Below are 16,718 nucleotides of genomic sequence, written 5' to 3' on the forward strand. Positions count from 1 at the left end.
TTGGCGGCGGCATTTGATTTCGCTATATTGGCGGGATTGCACGGTGTTGGCCCTGAAGATTCGCCTGCAAGCAGGCTTCTCCAGATGGGGCAGCACACAACAGAAGATCAAAAAGCAAGCAGCCACTATCATGCAGCGGTACCATCCCCTATGAGCGTTAGCCAACTCTCCGGCCTGGCCAAGCGGCTGGTTGCCGACCAGGTCCTGGACGAATCCACAGCCATCTCCGCCACCAAGGCAGCCAGGCGCGAGAACCAGACCTTTGCCCAGCATGCGGTGGAGGCCAAGCTGGTCAAGAGCCGGGAGCTGGCCGGCATCGCCTCCCAGGCCTTCGGCTCCCCGCTGTTCGATCTCGGCAGCTACAACTTCGACCTGATCCCCAAAGATGTCGTTGACGAAAAACTGATCAGCAAGCACTTTGCGCTGCCCCTGTATAAGCGCGGCAATCGGCTGTTCGTGGCGGTCGCCGACCCCACCAACCTGGCCGGACTGGACGAGATCAACTTCAATACCGGCCTCAATACCGACGCAGTCCTGGTGGAGGCGGACAAGCTGGCCAAGGCCATCGAGAGCTACCTTTCCAACAGCGATGTGGGCGCTGGACTGGAGGGCATGGACGACGATGAGTTGGACGCCCTCGACGTAGAGGGCGGGGAACCCGATCGCAACAAGGACGACGATCTGGGCGGCGACGAGGCCCCGGTTGTACGTTTTGTAAACAAAATTCTGCTGGATGCCATCCGCACCGGGGCATCGGACATTCATTTCGAGCCCTACGAGAAGACCTACCGGGTGCGGTTGCGCACCGATGGCGTGCTGCACGAGGTGGCCAAACCGCCGATTCAGCTGGCGCCGCGTATCTCGGCGCGCCTGAAGGTGATGTCCAAGATGGATATCTCCGAGCGGCGCATTCCCCAGGATGGTCGCATCAAGATGAAGCTGTCCAAGACCAAGGCCATTGATTTCCGGGTCAACAGCCTGCCCACCCTGTGGGGTGAGAAGATAGTGCTGCGGATTCTCGACCCCTCCTCCGCGAAACTGGGTATCGACGCCCTGGGCTACGAGGACGGCCAGAAGAAGATCTATATGGACGCCCTGGCCCAGCCCCAGGGGATGATCCTGGTCACCGGCCCCACCGGCTCGGGCAAGACAGTTTCCCTGTATACAGGCCTGAATATCCTCAACACCCCGGAACGCAATATCTCCACCGCGGAGGACCCGGTGGAGATCAACCTCGAGGGCATCAACCAGGTCAACGTGCACCCAAAGGTGGGGCTGAATTTCGCCGAGGCGCTGCGCTCCTTCCTGCGCCAGGACCCGGATATCGTGATGGTGGGCGAGATCCGCGATCTGGAAACCGCGGAAATTGCGATCAAGGCGGCGCAGACCGGCCACCTGGTGCTCTCCACCCTGCACACCAACTCGGCGCCGGAGACCTTGACCCGCCTGATGAATATGGGCGTACCCACCTTCAATATCGCCACCTCGGTCAGTGTAATTATTGCCCAACGCCTGGCGCGGCGACTCTGCAATGAATGCAAGAAGCCGGTCACATTGCCGGAGGAGGTGCTCAAGGAGGAGGGCTTCGATGCGGTGACCATCGAGCGCAAGGAATGGAAGATCTACCAGCCGGTGGGCTGCGAGCACTGCAGCAAGGGCTATAAGGGCCGCGTGGGGGTCTATGAAGTGGTTCGCATCACCGACGGCATCTCCAGAATTATAATGGAGGGCGGCAACTCGATTCAGATTGCCGACCAGGCGCGCAAGGAGGGTTTCAACAACCTGCGTACCTCCGCGCTGCGCAAGGTGGTGATGGGCATTACCAGCCTGGAAGAGGCTAACCGGGTTACCAAGGATTAGTAGGGAATTTCCCTTGTAGGAGCGGCCCATGGCCGCGATCGGCGTTTACCGATTATACAGATCGATCGCGGCCATGGGCCGCTCCTACAAAGCGTGAATAAAAATTGACGTAACAATAAAACACGGGAACAACAACCATGGCCAATGCCGCAGCGGTCACTTATGTCTACAAGGGTGTGGACAGTAAAGGCAACAAGGTCGAGGGAGAGATCAACGGCACCAACCCGGCGCTGATCAAGGCACAGTTGCGCCGCCAGGGCATTATCGCCAACCGGGTACAGAAAAAGCCCAAGCCTCTTTTTGGCGGCAACAAGAAAATCAAGCCGGCGGATATCGCCCTCTTTACCCGCCAGATGGCCACCATGATGAAGGCCGGTGTGCCACTGGTACAAAGCTTTGAAATCGTCGCCGATGGTCTGGACAACCAGGGAGTCAAGGATCTGATCTACAAGATCCGCGACGATGTGGCTTCCGGTACTGCCTTTGCCGATGCATTGCGCAAACACCCGCTCTATTTCGACGATTTGTTTTGTAACCTGGTCGCCTCCGGCGAGCAGTCCGGTGCACTGGAAACCATGCTGGACCGGATCGCCACCTACAAGGAGAAAACCGAGGCACTGAAAGCGAAGATCAAGAAGGCGATGACCTACCCGATTGCGGTTATCGTGGTCGCTATCGTGGTCACATCTATCCTATTGATCAAGGTTGTCCCCCAGTTCGCGGAGACTTTCTCCAGTTTCGGCGCCGACCTGCCGGCATTTACCCAAATGGTGGTTGGCATGTCGGAGTGGATGCAGGCCAACTGGTTTATCGCGCTAATCTGTGTCGTGGTCGGCATCGGGGGCACCATAGAGGCCAAGAAGCGCAACAAAAAAGTGGCCGAATTCTTCGACCGGCTGATCCTGAAACTGCCGATTCTCGGCCAGATCACCTATCAGTCTATTGCCGCCCGCTTTGCCCGCACCCTCTCCACCACCTTTGCCGCCGGCGTACCGCTGATCGACGCTCTCAAATCCGTCGCCGGTGCCACCGGCAACAGCCTGTATGAAGAGGCCACTCTGAAGATTCGCGATTCTGTTGCTACCGGTATCCCACTAAACAATGCAATGCGACATTCAAGACTTTACCCGACCATGCTGGTACAGATGGCGGCGATCGGCGAGGAATCCGGTGCACTGGACGAGATGCTCGGCAAGGCCGCCGATTTCTACGAGGAGGCCGTCGACAATATGGTGGACAACCTGACGACCCTGTTGGAGCCGATGATCATGGCGGTGCTGGGTATTCTGGTCGGCGGCCTGATGGTTGCCATGTACCTGCCCATCTTCCAGCTGGGCCAGGTTGTATAAAAGACAATGCTTGAAATTCTGGTTTCCTACCAAGCGCTGCTCCTCGGCAGCGCTTTTGTTTTGGGCCTGCTGGTCGGCAGCTTCCTGAACGTGGTCATCTACCGCCTACCCATCATGATGGAGCGGGAATACAAGCGCGATTTCTACAGCTACTTTGATACCAAGCCGATTCCGGCAGAACAGAAAGAGCTGGACGAGCCCTTCAACCTGATCCTGCCCCACTCCCACTGCCCCAACTGCGATGCCGAGATCAAGCCCTGGCACAATGTGCCGCTGGTCAGCTATCTGCTGCTGGGCGGCAAGTGCGGCTACTGCGGCACCGCCATTTCCAAGCGCTACCCGCTGGTGGAGCTGATTACCGGCCTGCTGACCGCCATCGTCGTCTGGCAGCTGGGTTTTACCTGGCAGGCCCTGGCGGGCTGCGGGTTTACCTGGGCGCTGGTGGCGCTGACCGGGATCGACTTCGACAAGCAGCTGCTGCCGGACAGCATTACCCTGCCGCTGCTGTGGGCCGGGCTGTTGATCAATCTCTGGGGGGTATTCGTGCCGCTGCAGGATGCGGTGATCGGGGCCATTGCCGGTTACCTGGCGCTCTGGTCGGTGTTCCATATCTTCAGGCTGGTGACCGGTAAGGAGGGGATGGGGGCCGGGGATTTCAAGATCCTCGCGGCCATCGGGGCCTGGTTTGGGTGGCAGATGTTGCCGTTGGTGATTCTGCTGTCCGCGGCCGTCGGGGCTGTGGCCGGGTTGAGCTGGAGTGTGATTGCCGGGCGGGACAGGAATCTGCCGATTGCGTTCGGGCCCTATCTGGCCGGGGCCGGGTGGATTGCGATGCTTTGGGGGGATCGGATTGTGGGGTGGTATCTTCACTATTCTGGTCTGGGCTCTTAAGAGAGCCGCCTGGTTGCATTGTAAGGAAGGGCGGACCTTGGTTTCGCCCTTTTTTATTTCTTGTCGGCTTGGGAGGGCGAACACAAGGTTCGCCCCTACAATGAAGGTTGGGTTCCGGCAAGCGGCTACAAGCTTGCATAGAATTTCCGGGGCTGAAATCGGCCTCGATCGCGGCCATGGGCCGCTCCTACAGGAGGTACGGGGACTGTGCTCACTATTGGGTTGACTGGTGGTATCGGCAGTGGCAAGTCGGCGGCGGCGGACTGTTTTCGGGCGCTGGGGATCGATGTGGTGGACGCGGACTGGGCTGCGCGGGTGGTGGTGCAGCCGGGGCAGCCGGCGTTGGCGAAGATTGCGCAGCACTTTGGGGCCGGCGTCCTGCTGGAGAACGGCGGGTTGGACCGGGCCAGGCTGCGTGGACTGGTGTTCGACAATGCCGGGGAGCGGGAGTGGCTGGAGGGGTTGTTGCACCCGCTGATCCGGGAAGAGATAGTGCGGGCGCTGGAGGCCAGTCGCAGCGCCTACGGGATTCTGGAGTCGCCGCTGCTGATCGAGTCCGGGCAGTTTAAACTGGTGGACAGGATCTGCGTGGTGGATCTGCCGGAGGAGATGCAAGTCGAGCGCGCCAGCGGGCGGGATCGCAGTGATCCGGAGCAGATTCGCAAGATTATGGCAGCACAGCTGTCGCGGTCCGAGCGGCTGGCCAAGGCGGACGATGTGCTGGACAATGCCGGCGACCCGGCGAGCCTGAAGGCGCAGGTCGAGTCGCTGCACCAGAAGTACCTGCGAATGGCAGAAGAAAGTATTTGAAGAGTTTTATGGCTAAAGAGACACCTACCCTTAATTGCCCCACCTGTAAGAAGCCGATCGAGTGGAACGAGAAGTTTCCGTTCCGGCCGTTTTGCAGTGAGCGCTGCAAGTTGATCGATCTGGGGGAGTGGGCTTCCGAGGGGCACAAGATTCCGGGGGAACCGGCTTTTGATGATGTTTTGAGTGAGGAGTTGGATCGGTCCAAGACCAAGCATTGAGTGGCATCTCCGCCCCCTCTCCCCGAGGGGAGAGGGGGCGCTACTGAGTAGTGCGCCGCGTAAATCAGAGCCAAGTGGAATTCGGATAGCCCGATCGCGGCCAACGGCCGCTCCTACATTGGTTTTTATCGCATATGGATAAAGTCAGCGGGACTCGTGCCATTTCAGGTCGATTTTCCGGCTAGACGGTGCGCACGGCGCACCCTACGCGGGATGGGTAGCCTGGATGGCTTGGATGATTTCCTGGTTGGCATCGGGAAACCGGTAGTCGGTCAGGTCCGCCACTTCCACCCAGGCGGTCTGCTGGCCTTCCTGACCGTTTGCCTCGCCTTCGAATTTTGTGACCCACCAGGTGTCCAGCAGGACGGTCTTTTCCGGGTAGTCGTGGCGGATCTCCGTCAGGGGTTTTAAGTCCTTTACTTCAATCGCCACTTCTTCGCGCAGTTCTCTCGCCAGGGCCTGCTGGACCGTCTCGCCCTCTTCCACCTTGCCGCCGGGGAATTCCCAGCGGCCGCCCATATGCAGGTGGTCGGGGCGGCGAGCTATCAGGATCTTGCCGTCCTCCCGCCGGACCACTCCTACTGCGACGTGTACCACCCTGCCCATCAGGTGCGGTACTCCGCATTAATAGTTACATACTCGTGGGAGAAGTCGCAGGTCCAGATATGTTCGCTGCTGTCACCGCGGCCCAGGTCTACGGTGATGGTGAACTCCGGCTTGGAGAAGACCTGCTGGCCGGCCTCTTCGGTGTAGCCTGCGGCGCGGCCGCCGGCCTCCACCACCTGCACCTCGTCCAGGTAGATATTCACCCTGGCGGTGTCCAGCTGCTCGACACCGGCGTTGCCGATGGCCATGACCAGGCGGCCCCAGTTGGGGTCCGAGGCGTAGAGGGCGGTCTTTACCAGGGGGGATTCACCCACTTCGAAGGCCACTTTCAATGCCTCCTCGCTGTTCGCGGCGCCGCGCACCTGCACCGTGACGAACTTGGTCGCGCCCTCGCCGTCGCGGACTATGGCCTGGGCCAGTTCGACATGCACGTCGGTAATGACGGCCTTCAGTCGCTGGTAGTCGGGGCTCTGTGTATCGCCTATCTGCGGGCCTGTGGCGCCGCTGGCGATGAGGACACAGGCATCGTTGGTGGAGGTGTCGCCGTCGATGCTGATGCGGTTGAAGGATTCGTTGACGGCTTCCCTGACCAGCTGATCCAGCAGCGGCTGGGGTATGGCCGCGTCTGTCGCCACATAGGCGAGCATGGTGGCCATATTGGGCTGGATCATGCCAGCGCCCTTGGCGATGCCGGCGATGCGGATCTGCTCGCCGGCGATTTCGACGGTGCGGCTGGCGGTCTTGGGGCGGGTGTCTGTGGTCATGATGGCGCGGGCGGCTTTGTCCCAGCCGTCGCCGGTCAATTCTGAAGCAGCAGTGGGGATGGCATCCAGGATTTTTTGCAGCGGCAGGTGTTCGCCGATGACGCCGGTGCTGAAGGGCAGTACCTGTTCAGCCTCGATGTTCAGCGCTTTGGCCACTGCCGCACAGCAGGCGCGGGCGTCACCCAGGCCGCGCTCGCCGGTGGCGGCGTTGGCGTTGCCGGCGTTGATCAGCAGGGCGCGGATATTGCCGCCCCGGATATGCTCTTTGGCCACCGTGACCGGGGCGGCGCAGAAGGCGTTTTGGGTGAAGGTGGCGGAGACGGATGCGCCTTCGTTGATTTCGATCAGCAACAGGTCGTCGCGTTGCCAGTTTTTGATGTTGGCGGGGACGCTGGCGAGGCGGATGCCGGGGATTGTGGGGAGCTTGTTGTCGGACATTGTTGTGTTACGCAAGCGCAGCGTGCTTATCGGATTCCTTCTGATGGGCACGCTGCGCTTTGCCCATCCTACGGATTTACCTTGTAGGAGCCTGCTTGCAGGCGATGTAGAGCGGAGCTCCGTAGCCATTCGCCTGCAAGCAGGCTCCTACGGCGGGCCTGCGGCCCGCGAGCGAAGCTGGAGCCTTCAGCGCTCCAAGATAGCTCCGCGGTCCCGGGGATCAGGTTGAGGATGTGGAAGAAGCCAGTTTGCCGTGGCACTGCTTGTACTTCTTGCCGGAGCCGCAGGGACAGGGATCGTTGCGGCCTACCTTGGGGCCGCGGCGTTCCGGCATCTGCTGTTCCTGCGTTTCTGCCTGGGGTATGGCGGAGGCCTGGGCGTGTTGCAGTTCCAGCTGCTGTTTGCGCTGGGCCTCTATGCGGCGGCGCTCCATCTCTTCCATCTGCTCGCGGGTCATGGGCTCGACGTGGGCGAGGATGCGCACCACCTCGTGCTTGAGGTTGTTGAGCAGGCTCTGGAACAGGTGGAAGGACTCGCGCTTGAACTCCTGCTTGGGGTTCTTGTTGGCGTAGGCGCGCAGGCCGATGCCGGCGCGCAGGTGGTCCATGCTGGACAGGTGTTCCTTCCACAGCTGGTCCAGCACCTGCAGCATGATCTGGCGCTCGACGGTGGGCATCAGGTTGGCGTCCCCTGAGGACTCGGCGATGCGCTCCACCTTGGCCTTGTAGGCATCCTGGGCGGCGGTGACGATTTTCTCGCGCAGGCTCTCCTCGTGCAGGGTGCGGTCCTCGTCCAGCCATTGTTGTAGTGGCAGCTCCAGGCCCAGTTCGCCGGCCAGTTGTTTTTCCAGGCCGGGGATGTCCCACTGCTCTTCCACGCTCTGCGGCGGCACAAAACCGGAAATCAGTTCGTTGACCACGTCCTCGCGGATGGCGGCAATGGTGTCGCTGATGGTTTCCGCTTCCAGCAGCTCGTTGCGCTGGCTATAGATCACCCGGCGCTGGTCGTTGGCGACGTCGTCATACTCCAGCAGCTGTTTGCGGATATCGAAGTTGCGGCCCTCGACGCGGCGCTGGGCCTTTTCGATGGCGTTGGAGACCATGCGGTGCTCGATGGCCTCACCCTTCTCCATGCCCAGCATCTGCATGAAGTTCTTCACCCTGTCTGACGCGAAGATGCGCATCAGGTTGTCTTCCAGGGACAGGTAGAAGCGGGTCACGCCCGGGTCGCCCTGGCGGCCGGCGCGGCCGCGCAGCTGGTTGTCGATGCGGCGGGACTCGTGGCGCTCGGTGCCGATGATGTGCAGGCCGCCAGCCTCGATCACGGTGTCGTGGCGCTTCTGCCACTCTTCCTTGATCTTGGCGATTTCGGCTTCGGTGGGTTCGCGGTCCTCTTTTTCCCTCAGCTCTTCCCGCAATTCGGCGACTTCCGCCTCCCAGTTGCCGCCGAGCACGATATCGGTACCGCGGCCGGCCATATTGGTGGCGATGGTCACCGTGCCCGGGCGGCCCGCCTGGGCGATGATCTGCGCCTCCTTCTCATGGTACTTGGCGTTGAGTACCTGGTGCTTGATGCCGGCCTTCTGCAGGCCGCGGGACATTTCCTCGGAGGTCTCGATGGAGGCGGTGCCCACGAGGACCGGCGCCTGCTTGTCGCGGCAGTACTTGATGTCCTCGATGATGGCTTCCATCTTCTCTTCTTTGCTCAGGTAGACCAGGTCGTTCAGGTCGTCCCGCTGGGTGGGCTTGTTGGTGGGGATCACCACCACGTCCAGGCCATAGATCTGCTGGAATTCGAACGCCTCTGTGTCGGCGGTGCCGGTCATGCCCGCCAGCTTGGGGTAGAAGCGGAAGAGGTTCTGGAAAGTGGTGGAGGCCAGGGTCTGGCTCTCGCTCTGGATTTGTACCTTCTCCTTCGCCTCCAGCGCCTGGTGCAGGCCCTCGGACAGGCGGCGGCCGGGCATGGTGCGGCCGGTGTGTTCATCGATCAGCACCACCTGGCCGTTCTGCACTATGTAGTCCACGTCTTTGTGGAAGAGCACATGGGCGCGCAGGGCGGCGTGCACATGGTGCAGCAGGCCCAGGTTGCCCGGCGCGTAGAGGGATTCGTCTTCCTTCATCAGGCCGCTGCGGGACAGCAGGTCCTCGATCAACTGGTGGCCGTCCTCGGTCAGCTCCACCTGGCGGGTCTTCTCGTCCACGCTGTAGTGGCCCTCGCCGCCCTCTTCCGCACGCTGCAGCTTGGGCACCAGCTGGTTCATGGCCAGGTACAGGTGGGAGGAATCCTCCGCGGCGCCGGAGATGATCAGCGGCGTGCGCGCCTCGTCGATCAGGATGGAGTCCACCTCGTCGACGATGGCGAAGTTTTGCGGTTTTTGCACCCGGTCTTCCTTGCGCAGCACCATATTGTCGCGCAGGTAGTCGAAACCGAACTCGTTGTTGGTGCCGTAGGTGATATCCGCCTGGTAGGCGGCCTTCTTGTCCTCCGGGTGCTGCTGGGACACGATGACACCGACGGTCAGGCCGAGAAACTCGTACACCGGGCGCATCCAGTTGGCGTCGCGGGTGGCCAGGTAGTCGTTCACTGTCACGATATGCACGCCCTTGCCTTCCAGCGCGTTCAGGTAGGCCGGCAGGGTCGCCACCAGGGTCTTGCCCTCGCCGGTGCGCATCTCGGCGATGCGGCCCTCGTGCAGGGTCATGCCACCGATCAGCTGCACGTCGAAATGGCGCAGGCCCAGGGTGCGGCGGCTGGCCTCGCGCACGGCGGCGAAGGCCTCCGGCAACAGCTGGTCGAGGGTTTCGCCATCGGCAAGGCGCTTCTTGAACTCGTCGGTCTTGGCCTTGAGGGCAGCGTCGTCGAGCTTCTGGTACTCCTCCTCCAGGGCGTTGACCTGCGCCACCACGCGGCGCATGCGTTTGAGTTCGCGGTCATTTTTCGAACCGAAGACCGATGTAATCAGTTTGCCAATCATTATCTAGAAACCACTTATCTTATTTGTGCCGGCGGGGCCGGTAGAGAATCTGGGGGCACCAGCGCTCATTTAAAGAGGGGTGCAAGTAAACAGGAAGGCGCCACGGCTGGCAACTTGTTACCCTGAGGTTGAAGGCTCTCTACCTTGAGCTGAAGGCTCTTCCCAGGGAGTTGCCGGCGGTGGCGCCGATATGAAGAGGATAGTTGCTATCTGCCGGTGCGGCGGATGTAGGTGGCCGGGTCCACCGGGCGGTTGTTCTTGTACACCTCGAAGTGCACGTGGGGGCCGGTGGAGCGGCCACTGGAGCCCATCAGGGCGATCACCTGGCCCCTCTTGACCACATCGCCCAGCTTGACCTTGAGCTCGCTGTTGTGGCCGTAGCGGGTGGAATAGCCATTGCCGTGGTTGATCTCCACCAGTTGGCCGTAACCGTGGCGCTCCTCGGCCCAGGTCACCACCCCGGCGGCCACCGAGACCACGTCGGAGCCCTTCTTGCCGGCAAAATCCACGCCCTTGTGCCAGGTGCGACGGCCGGTAAAGGGATCTGTGCGGTAGCCGTAGCGGGACGACATCCAGCCTCGGGTGATCGGGCGACCGGCGAGGAACTGCTCGTCCTGCAGCTGGCGCTTGGCCAGCAGGGATTCGAGGGTATTGAGCTGCATCTGGCGGTCGTCGATCTGCTCGGACAGTTCGCCGATGACTTCGAGGAATTCGGGGGGCTGGTAGGGCAGCTCGGAGGCGCCGGGGATACCCGGGTCTTCGGGACCGCCGAGGGCCGGGGCGCTGCCGAACTGGAACTCGCCTTCATCCAGCTTGGCCGCGGTGGTCAGGCGTTCGCCGAGGGCGTCCAGGCGGGTCAGGCGCGCCTGCATCTCCGCCAGCTTGACCGTCAGCGCGGTCAGCTGCTCGCGGGCCTCGCGGTCCGCTTCGTCTATCTGTTGCTGCTGCTTGCGCAGCGCCTTGCTCCAGGCCTTGGCCGTGCGGGAGTCGAACACGTCCGTCTCCGCCACCGGCAGGTTGACGCCTATCAGGAAGGCCCCCACCGGCAGCCCCAGCAGGCACAGGCTCAGCAGAGCCTTGCTGAGGCCGCCAAAGCTGAAGCTGCGCGTACCGCCGCGTTCATTGACGAGGATTATTTTCATATCAGGCGTGTGAATTTCGATAGTTGTTGTTTTCGTTAGCTCTGTTGCGAAGCGCGGAAAACCGCCTCCATGCTTCACTCGCACGCCTTTCCAATGGCAACTCAACCGGCTGACCTGTCCAATGTAACACTGGCCGGCTGACAAAAATGTTAACGGTGCACAGTTTGTGCGCGTCGTGTAGGAGCCTGCTTGTGACCGCCATGGATGGCGGATGCCGCCCAGCGGAAATGCAGATTTTGCAGGAGCAGAAATCTGCCAGGCGATTGACGCCGCCCTGTGGCCATTTCAAATCGCCTGCAGGGCAGGCTCCCACACAAACAAAAACCGGCAATTTTCGTGCCGGCTTTGGGATTCTGGCTCAGACCGCCAGTATCGGCTTGACGTAGGAAATCGGTGCTTCCTGTTCGCCCTCGAAGGTCACCATCTCCCAGGCGTCCTCCTGCGCCATCAGGGTGCGCAGGGACTTGTTGTTGAGCGCGTGACCGGACTTGTGCGCCTTGAACTCGCCGATCAGGCTGGTACCCAGCAGGTACAGGTCGCCGATGGCGTCCAGGATCTTGTGTTTCACGAATTCATCTTCGTAGCGCAGTCCGCCCTCGTTCAGGATGCGGTACTGGTCGATGACGATGGCGTTGTCGACACTGCCGCCCTGCACCAGGCCCTTGGAGCGCAGGTACTCGATCTCGTGCATGAAACCGAAGGTGCGCGCACGGCTCACCTCCTTCACGAAAGAGGTACTGGAGAAGTCCACCGAGGAGGTCAGGTTGCGCCCCTGGAACACGGGGTGATCGAAATCGATGGTGAAGGACACCTTGAAACCGTTGAACGGCAGGAAGCTGGCCACCTTGTCGCCCTCTTCCACCGTTACCGGCTTCTTGATGCGCAGGAATTTCTTCGGCGCCGACTGCTCCTGGATACCCGCGGACTGGATCAGGAACACGAAGGGACCGGCACTGCCGTCCATGATCGGCACTTCCTGGGCGGACAGCTCGACGATCGCATTGTCGATTCCCAGGCCCGCCATGGCGGACAGCAGGTGCTCGACGGTGGCGATGCGCACGTCGTCTTTGACCAGGGTGGTGGACAGCAGGGTGTCGCCTACGTTTTCCGCCCGGGCTTCGATCTCAACCACCGGATCCAGGTCGGTGCGGCGGAACACAATGCCGGTGTCAACGGGCGCCGGTTTCAGGGTCAGGACGACCTTCTTGCCGGTGTGCAGACCTACGCCAGTGGCGCGAATAGCATTCTTGAGTGTGCGCTGTTTGATCATGTATATGTCTTTTCCCAGTCGATGGGCGGCAACAAGCCGCAGCGAGCCGGCGATCATAGCAGAAATAGTACGCCAAAACCACTTCTGGCTTAGCGGTCATTCCAGCTTGTCACCCCGTAAGTTCAGAATAGCTCAGCGCGAAGACTGCGGCGCCATGCTGGATACCTTGACCGTATTCTAGGGCGATGTTCGGCGACATGGCCGTTAAAAATTGTTAACCCGGGACTGGCCCGGGCTAACGATTCTTCGACAACGAAAAAAACAGACTGTACGGTCAGCGATATGGCGACCGCCATCGAGGCAGCCCCGGCCTCCCCGAAAGAGGAGCGCCAGGGTGACATGAGCGGGGTTGCTGCCCCGGTTGGCGGTGGCCACACGGATCGCCGAGTCCCGAGTTCGCGTAGGTTGGGCTGAGTTCAGCGAAGCCCAACAGTCGCGGCCGCCGGCAGTGTTGGGGTTGACTCACGCCATCCGTGGCGCTCGCCCTTCGGGCGCCTTCGGTGTCCCAATTTGCTCCCGGCAAATTGGTCGCAAAGCTCACCCCAACCTACGGAGGACTCCCATCGCCCTTCCCGGCTAATCCGCCTGGCGGCGCAGGAACGCCGGGATATCCAGGTACTCCATATCGGTATCCGCCGGGTTCAGCGTCGGCGCCGGGCGCTTGGGGCGCTCGCTCTCGACGGCTACGCGGTTGTCGCTGCTGCTGCGACCGGCCAGTCCGGCCTGGTTGCTGTCGCGGGCTTCGCGCCCCTCGTGCATTTGCGGGCGGCGGGTATTGTCCACCACCTTGGTCGGGCGCGCGGCCTGGGCAACGCCCTCGCCCAGGCCCGCGGCGACCACGGTCACGCGCATCTCGTCGCCCAACTTGTCGTCCACGGCGGTGCCGATCACCACGGTGGCGTCGTCGGAGGCAATCTCCTGCACGATTTCACCCACTTCGGAGTACTCGCCCAGGGTCAGCTCCTGGCAGCCGCCCTCCTCGCTGCCGGTGATGATATTCACCAGGATGCCGCGGGCGCCCTGCAGGTTGACGTTGTCCAGCAGCGGGCTGCGCACCGCCTTCTCGGCGGCCTCGCGGGCGCGGTTCTCGCCCACGGCGGAGCCGGAGCCCATCATCGCCATGCCCATCTCGGACATGACCGTGCGCACGTCGGCGAAGTCCACGTTCATGATGCCCGGGCGGATCATCAGGTCGGCGATACCCTGCACCGCGCCCAGCAGCACGTTGTCCGCCTCCTTGTAGGCGGCCTTCATGGTGATCTTGTTGCCCAGTACCTCCAGCAGGCGATCATTGGGGATGGTGATCAGTGAATCCACCTTGTCGCGCAGCTCGAGGATGCCCTCTTCCGCCACCACGGAGCGCTTGCGGCCCTCGATCTTGAACGGGCGGGTGACCACGGCGACTGTCAGGATACCGAGGTCCTTGGCAATCTCCGCCACGATGGGCGCGCCGCCGGTGCCGGTGCCGCCGCCCATGCCGGCGGTGATGAACACCATGTCCGCGCCCTGCAGGACTTCGGCGATGCGCTCGCGGTCCTCCAGGGCGGACTGGCGGCCCACATCCGGGTTGGCGCCGGCGCCGAGGCCGCGGGTGATGTTGTTGCCCAGCTGCAGAATGGTGCGCGCCTGGATGTCTTTCAGTGCCTGAGCGTCCGTATTGGCGCAGATGAAATCCACACCCTCCACTTCGCTGACGATCATATGCTTCACTGCATTGCCACCACCGCCGCCGACACCGATCACTTTGATGACAGGTTTGTCCTGTACGCTATCGACTAATTCGAACATTGCTGTTCCCCTTTTTTGCTCATGTCAAAATTTTTAATTCGGTCCCTAAAACTTCTGTGCCGGCAGGAAATCCCTCCTTCCCGGTCACTGGTGCGCGGGGCGCACCCTACACGATCAACTCTTCATTCCACATTCGCTCCGCATCCTTACAGATTTCCCCTGAACCAGTGCTTTACCTTGTCCCACCACTGGTTTTCATTGCGCACCGGGCGCTGCCGACTTTCGCCGGTCTCCTCCCGCTGCATCGCGTACATCAGCAGGCCCACGCCGGTGGAATAGATCGGGTTGCTGACAATATCGGTCAACCCCGCCACTCCTTGAGGCACCGCCAGGCGCACCGGCATATGGAAAATCTCCTCGGCCAGTTCCACCGCGCCCTCCATTTTTGAGGAGCCACCGGTCAGCACCACGCCGGCCGCGCACAGATCCTCGAAGCCGCTGCGGCGCAGCTCCGCCTGCACCAGGGTGAACAGCTCGTCGTAGCGCGGCTCCACCACTTCCGCCAGCGCCTGGCGGGACAGGTCCCGCGGTGCGCGGTCGCCGACGCTGGGCACCTTGATCGTCTCGCCCTCTCGGGCCAGCTTGGCCAGGGCGCAGGCGTATTTGATTTTCAGCTCCTCGGCGTGGGGCGTCGGCGTGCGCAGGGCCATGGCGATATCGTTGGTCACCTGGTCGCCGGCAATCGGAATCACACCGGTGTGGCGAATGGAACCGCCGGTGAACACTGCGATATCGGTGGTGCCGCCACCGATATCCACCATACACACGCCGAGTTCCTTCTCGTCGTCGGTCAGCACCGCATAGCTGGAAGCCAGCTGCTCGAGGATGATGTCCTCCACTTCCAGGCCGCAGCGGCGGATGCACTTCTCGATATTCTGCGCCGCATTCACCGCGCCGCTGACCAGATGCACCTTGGCTTCCAGGCGCACACCGGACATGCCCAGGGGTTCCTTGACCCCCTCCTGGTTGTCGATCAGGAATTCCTGCGGCAGCGTGTGCAGGATTTTCTGGTCCGCCGGAATGGCCACCGCTCGCGCGGCGTCTATCACCCGGTCCAGGTCCTGCTGGGTCACCTCGCGGTCCTTGATTGCGACTATGCCGTGGGAATTCAGGCTGCGGATATGGCTGCCGGCGATACCGGCGTAGACCGAGTGAATCTCGCAGCCCGCCATCAATTCCGCTTCCTCCACCGCGCGCTGGATCGACTGCACGGTGGACTCGATATTCACCACCACACCTTTTTTCATTCCGGTGGATCTGTGCGAACCGATACCGACAATATTCAGCTCGCCATCGCGGGAGACCTCGCCGACGATCGCGACCACTTTGGAAGTGCCGATATCCAGACCCACGATCATGCGGTGATCGGATGCATGTGTCATTTTTGTACCAACCTCGCTGAACTGCGCCCCGGGCCGCATTCCCAATAACGGGCCAGGGCACAGCGTTCGCTTTTAAATTTTGTTGTAACTACTCGCACCTCGGGACCCGGAAAAGAATCCAGAGCCAGACGCTAAGGCCCCGATGCCGGTGGCCATTTGGGAAATGTTTGCCGATGAGGCTTTTTCCCAAATGGCCACCGGTAGCAGGGCCGCCCAGGCCTCTCTTCCGGGCAACAGGGCGAGTAGTTACATTTTGTTTTCATTCACGGTGCGAGACCGCCATGGATGGCGGTCATGCAGACAACGCATGGAGCAGTTGTCTGCCACGGCGCACCCTACTATTCTTCTTTCCACTGCACCGCCACTGCGTTGCCGTAGCGGGTGTCCACCCTGGCCACCTTTTCCAGGTGCGGCGCCAGCAGGCCGCGGCTCAGTTTCAAAAAGCGGTTGACCCGCTCCAGCAGCTCGTCGTGTCCCAGATGCAACGCCACTCCGGACACCAGCTCCAGCTGCCACCCTGCCAAGTCGTCGAAAGACAACCGCTTCACTTCCATATCCCGCGTGGTCAGCAACCCCGCGAGGGCCTGGTACTGCGCCACAATGCGCTCCACCAGTTCCTCGTCGCCCGCCAGCTCCGGCAGGCGTCCGGTATTCATCTGCGCCGGTCGCGGCAACAGCTCGCCGCTCGCCACCAGCAGTTTGTCCCCGCCCCAAATCGCCAGCGGCTGTGCCTCCTGCACCTCCACCTCGACGCCGCGGGGCCAGCGCCGGCTCACCGAGGCGGTGGTGATCCAGGGATTCCGCAGCAGCGCCTCGCGCATGCCGCGGATATCCGCGGAGAAAAAACCCTCCTGCAGGTGGGGCAGCAGGATTTCCTCTATCTGCCGCTGGGTCACCGCGTTGAAGGGCCCCTTGACCCGCACCTGCTCCAGTGCGTCGACCCGGTTCAACTCCTGCACCGGGGTGCGCTGCCATAGCCACAGGCCGCCGTAGCTGAGGCCGGCGAGGGTGCCAATCGCCAGCACCACTATCAGCAGCGGCCGCCAGTTGCGGGGCGCCCGCTCGCCGCGGCCCGGAATCGGGCGCGCACCGCGCACTTTCTTTTGATGGGCACGCTGCGCTTTGCCCATCCTACTTGCCCCCTGTAGGAGCCTGCTTGCAGGCGAATGATGACGGAGCGCTGTAGCTTTTCGCCTGCAAGCAGGCTCCTACAGGGCGAAGTGCCG

Annotated in this window: 13 protein-coding genes; 5 read left to right on the forward strand and 8 right to left on the reverse strand. The window is 61.9% G+C overall.

What is annotated here, in order from left to right; all coding sequences use genetic code 11:
* Positions 1-150 precede the first annotated feature (150 nt).
* The 5 genes from pilB (at position 151) to yacG (ending at position 5,128) form a co-directional block, all read left to right on the forward strand.
* Positions 151-1,860 carry a type IV-A pilus assembly ATPase PilB gene (gene pilB / locus AC6R19_RS01170; protein ID WP_500577646.1) on the forward strand — a complete coding sequence of 570 codons (1,710 nt, stop codon included), beginning with the start codon at positions 151-153 and terminating at the stop codon, positions 1,858-1,860.
* A gap of 137 nt (positions 1,861-1,997) precedes the next feature.
* Positions 1,998-3,209, forward strand: coding sequence for a type II secretion system F family protein (locus AC6R19_RS01175; RefSeq protein ID WP_500577647.1), 1,212 nt, complete (start codon positions 1,998-2,000; stop codon positions 3,207-3,209).
* Positions 3,210-3,215: 6 nt separating this feature from the next.
* Positions 3,216-4,100: a prepilin peptidase gene (locus AC6R19_RS01180; protein ID WP_500577648.1), complete on the forward strand. Its 885-nt coding sequence runs from the start codon at positions 3,216-3,218 to the stop codon at positions 4,098-4,100.
* Positions 4,101-4,307: 207 nt separating this feature from the next.
* The gene (gene coaE, locus AC6R19_RS01185) at positions 4,308-4,910 is read left to right on the forward strand and encodes a dephospho-CoA kinase (protein WP_500577649.1); all 603 of its coding nucleotides are present in this window, start codon (positions 4,308-4,310) and stop codon (positions 4,908-4,910) included.
* Positions 4,911-4,918: 8 nt separating this feature from the next.
* Positions 4,919-5,128, forward strand: a complete 210-nt coding sequence (gene yacG, locus AC6R19_RS01190) for a DNA gyrase inhibitor YacG (RefSeq protein ID WP_500577650.1) — start codon at positions 4,919-4,921, stop codon at positions 5,126-5,128.
* Between the two features lie 204 nt (positions 5,129-5,332).
* Here yacG and mutT read toward each other — a convergent pair whose 3' ends face one another.
* From mutT to AC6R19_RS01230, 8 genes are all read right to left on the reverse strand, one after another.
* Positions 5,333-5,734: an 8-oxo-dGTP diphosphatase MutT gene (gene mutT, locus AC6R19_RS01195; protein WP_500577651.1), complete on the reverse strand. Its 402-nt coding sequence runs from the start codon at positions 5,732-5,734 to the stop codon at positions 5,333-5,335.
* On the reverse strand, positions 5,734-6,936 hold the full coding sequence (gene argJ, locus AC6R19_RS01200; RefSeq protein ID WP_500577652.1) for a bifunctional glutamate N-acetyltransferase/amino-acid acetyltransferase ArgJ: 1,203 nt from the start codon (positions 6,934-6,936) through the stop codon (positions 5,734-5,736). The genes mutT and argJ overlap by 1 nt, the downstream gene beginning before the upstream one ends.
* A 220-nt stretch (positions 6,937-7,156) precedes the next feature.
* The gene (gene secA / locus AC6R19_RS01205; RefSeq protein ID WP_500577653.1) at positions 7,157-9,910 is read right to left on the reverse strand and encodes a preprotein translocase subunit SecA; all 2,754 of its coding nucleotides are present in this window, start codon (positions 9,908-9,910) and stop codon (positions 7,157-7,159) included.
* Positions 9,911-10,116: 206 nt separating this feature from the next.
* A complete protein-coding gene (locus tag AC6R19_RS01210) occupies positions 10,117-11,052 on the reverse strand; it encodes a M23 family metallopeptidase (protein WP_500577654.1) in 936 nt (311 codons plus the stop codon).
* Positions 11,053-11,410: 358 nt separating this feature from the next.
* Positions 11,411-12,322 (reverse strand): UDP-3-O-acyl-N-acetylglucosamine deacetylase, encoded by a 912-nt coding sequence (gene lpxC / locus AC6R19_RS01215; RefSeq protein ID WP_500577655.1) that lies wholly within the window; start codon positions 12,320-12,322, stop codon positions 11,411-11,413.
* Between the two features lie 576 nt (positions 12,323-12,898).
* Complete coding sequence (gene ftsZ, locus AC6R19_RS01220) at positions 12,899-14,110, reverse strand: cell division protein FtsZ (protein ID WP_500577656.1); 1,212 nt, start codon at positions 14,108-14,110, stop codon at positions 12,899-12,901.
* Positions 14,111-14,256: 146 nt separating this feature from the next.
* Positions 14,257-15,492, reverse strand: a complete 1,236-nt coding sequence (gene ftsA, locus AC6R19_RS01225) for a cell division protein FtsA (protein ID WP_500577657.1) — start codon at positions 15,490-15,492, stop codon at positions 14,257-14,259.
* A gap of 338 nt (positions 15,493-15,830) precedes the next feature.
* Positions 15,831-16,622: a cell division protein FtsQ/DivIB gene (locus AC6R19_RS01230; RefSeq protein WP_500577658.1), complete on the reverse strand. Its 792-nt coding sequence runs from the start codon at positions 16,620-16,622 to the stop codon at positions 15,831-15,833.
* Positions 16,623-16,718: the final 96 nt, after the last annotated feature.

Source organism: Microbulbifer sp. SE14 (genome assembly GCF_059834885.1).